The organism is Phyllobacterium sp. (assembly GCF_037994405.1).
In the GTDB taxonomy this organism is placed as follows: domain Bacteria; phylum Pseudomonadota; class Alphaproteobacteria; order Rhizobiales; family Rhizobiaceae; genus Phyllobacterium.
This window is the reverse complement of sequence record NZ_JBBNAN010000212.1, coordinates 1-3,583: the sequence shown is the minus strand read 5'-3', so window position 1 is coordinate 3,583 and position 3,583 is coordinate 1. Positions and strand designations below refer to the sequence as shown.

Annotated in this window: 4 protein-coding genes; 1 reads left to right on the top strand and 3 read right to left on the bottom strand. The window is 57.7% G+C overall.

Annotation, left to right across the window (positions count from 1 at the left end; all coding sequences use genetic code 11):
- Nucleotides 1–241, top strand: a 241-nt coding sequence (locus tag AAAC48_RS11970; protein ID WP_340654388.1) for a thermonuclease family protein, incomplete at its 5' end; no start/stop codon positions are given.
- 87 nt (nucleotides 242–328) lie between these two features.
- Here the strand turns inward: AAAC48_RS11970 and AAAC48_RS11965 are convergent.
- The 3 genes from AAAC48_RS11965 to istA all read right to left on the bottom strand — a co-directional run bounded on the left by AAAC48_RS11965 (nucleotide 329) and on the right by istA (nucleotide 3,297).
- A complete protein-coding gene (locus tag AAAC48_RS11965) occupies nucleotides 329–661 on the bottom strand; it encodes a hypothetical protein (protein WP_340654387.1) in 333 nt (110 codons plus the stop codon).
- A gap of 332 nt (nucleotides 662–993) precedes the next feature.
- Nucleotides 994–1,749, bottom strand: coding sequence for an IS21-like element helper ATPase IstB (istB, locus tag AAAC48_RS11960; protein WP_340654386.1), 756 nt, complete (start codon nucleotides 1,747–1,749; stop codon nucleotides 994–996).
- A gap of 12 nt (nucleotides 1,750–1,761) precedes the next feature.
- Nucleotides 1,762–3,297, bottom strand: coding sequence for an IS21 family transposase (gene istA / locus AAAC48_RS11955; protein WP_340654385.1), 1,536 nt, complete (start codon nucleotides 3,295–3,297; stop codon nucleotides 1,762–1,764).
- Nucleotides 3,298–3,583 lie beyond the last annotated feature (286 nt).

The following is a 3,583-nucleotide window of genomic DNA, read 5'->3' as shown; positions in this document are numbered from 1 at the left end:
CAGCAAGGCCAAGTGCGAGAAAGAGCGAAAGCTCGCATTGCTTGCCAAGTACTGGCTTAAAGCCCTCCTGAAAGAGCAAGGCCTGATGGTGGTCTATTCGGGTCAAACCGATAAGACGCAGACCAAGCGAAAACTGATCGACATCTACGATTCTGACGGCAACGAGCTGGGGCAAAAGCTGTTGAAAGAGGGCTTCGCGCGGCCGTGGTTGCCAAGACAGAAGATCGATTGGTGCGCCTGAAACGAAGAACCCGGCCAAAACTCAACCGCGACAGGGTCCTTTCGACAACAAACAGCCCCGGCATGTCAGCCGGGGCCCGTCATGTCGTTAGAATACGAAATATACACCCCTTCTGTAGCGGGGACGCGGATAGTAAGGATCATCCCAGCTCCTGTAATACGGGCCATCCCGGTAGTAATAAGGGCGGCGGTAATAGGGGCGATCCCAGCGGCGGTAATACGGACGATCCCACCCGCGATGCCATCCGCGGTTCCAATGATTGTGCTTATGATGCACAGTTTGCACATCTGCATTCGGAGCGGCCGCTCGCGCGGCGTCAACCGGTCTCTCGATGGTGACTGGAGCGGCACTGGCCGTTCCCGTCGACCCGACAGCACCAACCATCAGGGCGGCACATATGGTTGCAATCAACTTTCGCATTGTTCCTCCAGCGAAAGACCGTCTGTGACGGCTTTCAACGCGTTTGCGTTCCTAGGGGCATTAAATTTAAGCCATATGCCATGAACTGTGGATGAACAACGAATGTGGCGCAGTAAAAGGCTCACTGCAAGGTGATCAATTATCGATCAATCTGCCCGAATTTGTGAGATGGGCGAGCCTGGATGCGTATTCCGATGAAGCCGGCCACCGATTCCAAATTGAAGCCGGCCAGTCATTCCGATTTCATTCCGGCCGGTGATCCGATTTGAAGCCGGCCATTTTTCGGACTGATCCTGGGTCTCGTTGATGTTTGGATCGGGTTTCGTTTCAGGTCAAGCTTGCGGTGTTTCAGACGCTATTGGCGAGCGCTGTTTTCGCATGCTTTCACCGGTGAGATCGATGCGATAGGCGTTGTGAACGAGGCGGTCCAAGATGGCATCGGCCAGAGTTGGGTTTGCAATTATCTCGTACCAGCGATCCAGGGGCACCTGACTGGTGACGATTGTCGAACGACGCTCGTAGCGGTCCTCAATGATCTCAAGCACATCACGCCGCTGGTCATCGTTGAGTTTTTCCGGTCCCCAGTCATCGAGAATAAGGAGGTCGGTTTTGGCGAGTGATTTGAGGATCCGGCCATATCGCCCGTCGCCCCTTGCAAGTGCGAGCGTAGCAAACAGCCGGGGAACCCGGTGATAGGCGACGGAGAAATCCTCGCGGCAAGCTTTGTGGCCAAGCGCGCAGGCAAGCCAGCTCTTGCCCACGCCCGCCGGCCCGGTGATGAGAAGACTGTGATGCTTCCGGATCCAGTCGCAGCCGGCGAGCGCCATGAACAGATTGCGATCAAGACCGCGTGCAGCACGGAAGTCGGCATTCTCGATCTGTGCATCGTGACGCAGCTTTGCGGCCCTGGCGCGGGCTTCGAAACGCTTCTGGCGACGCATCGTGGCCTCGCGCTCGAGCAGCATGGCAAGCCATTCTCCATGCTCGAGGCCGCGCGCTTCGGATTGTGCGTCGAGCTCCTGGAAGGCGGTGGCCATGCCATACAGGCCGAGTTCGCGCAGCATGTCGATGGTGGGATGGATAAGCATTGGTCTCTCTCCTCAATGAAAGTAATCAGGACCACGCAGATTGGCGTGATCGACGATGGCCGTCGGTTCTGTGGAATGGCGCGCAGCCTTGTAATTGGCCAGCAGCGAGGCAATGCTCTTGCAGTTCAGCCCCCCGATCTCGACAGCGCGGGCTGATACAGCCTCGGCCCGAGTGCGTTCGATGTCGCGAAACAGGCGAAGCACACCCAGGCATGTTCGAAAGCCCTGTTCGGGATGTGGGCGGCTGGCGAGGATTGCGATCACCAGGCCTTCTGTCTGTGGCCCGATGGATGCGGCCCAGCGACGGAAGCGATCCGGCGTCCACTCGGCATATCGCCGGTGGGAACTGGGCATATGATTCGGATCCGTTCCATGACGAGGGCCGCCATACCGACGCTGATGGACGGCAATGCGCTTGCCACGGTGGAAGATCTCGATGGTCCGTGCCGTAGCCCTCAGATCGACCTGTTGGCGAATGAGGTTGTGCGGCACGGAATAGAAGAAGGTCTTGAACTCGACATGGTAATCCGTCGAGACACGGACCAAACGCCATTCGGCGAATTCGTAATCTTCGCCCGGAAGGCGGGCGAGTGCGCCGCGCTCGACGCTCTCAAACAATTGCCGACGACTGATGCCCAGCCGGCGCATGACGTGATCATTGATGCGATCGAGTGCCTGGCGAATGGCGGCATTGGCCTCGGCAAGCGAGAAGAAAGTCTGCTTGCGCAACCGCCCCAAAATGCATGACTGGGCGAAACGCACGCCGTTCTCAACTTTCGATTTATCCCGGGGCCTTTTGGGCCGTGCTGGAAGAACGCCGACGCCATAATGGGATGCCATCATGCCGTAGCTGCGGTTGATCTCGGGATCGTAGAAGCTGGCCCGGCTGACGCCCGACTTCAGATTGTCGGGAACGATCAGCCGGGGAACGCCGTCGAAGAAACGAAACATCCTGACATGTGAGCCGATCCAGTCGGGGAGTGTTTGTGTCCAGGTTGCTTCGGCATAGGTGAGGCTGGATGCGCCAAGCACCGCCACGAAGATCTCCGCCTCGCGGATCTCACCGGTATGCCGATCAACGATCGGTATCTTCTTGCCGGAATAGTCCACGAACACCTTGTCGCCAGCAGCGTGTTCCTGGCGCATCGTCGGCGAAAGCCGTTGCTCGAAGCTGCGAAAGAGTTCGCAGAAGCGACTGTAGCCATAACCGTCGGGATGGGCTCCTCGATATTCTTCCCAGAGGATAAGCAACGTGACACCGGGCTTCTTGAGTTCAACGGCAAGATCGGCCCAGTTGGGTTCTGTGCGTCGTCTCGTGCCCTGTTTGACGCCGTTGCGCGTGAAGAGTTTGTTCTCAAGAGCATCGTCAGTCAGCTCCCCCGGCAAGGGCCAGGTCAATCCAACCGCTGCTGCGCGCTGCAGATTATCCTGCACCGTACTGCGCGCTATTCCCAATACGACTGCAATCTCGCGGGAGCTGGTCCCGCTTCCGGCAAGCCGTAGCATTTGTCTCAACTGTCTCATGGTCAGCCTTCTCTTTGCCGGCATCAAAATCTCCCCCGTTCATCGCGAGGTATTTGATGCCAAAGTTGCTGACCCAGGAGGTAATCTTCAGTGCCGAAAACCGGTCGGTTTTTGATTGGAACGGTGGCCGGCTTCAAATCGGAATGGTGGCCGGTGTTTGATCGGAATGGCGGCCGGCTTCACGTCGGAATCCGCAGCCGATCCTAGCGACGATGCTTAACGTTGATATAGATACCGGCGTCAATAGCAGCATAAACGAGGGCGGCCACTCCCGCCAATAGTGGGTCCGCCAGGGTTGAGTACCCGTCAA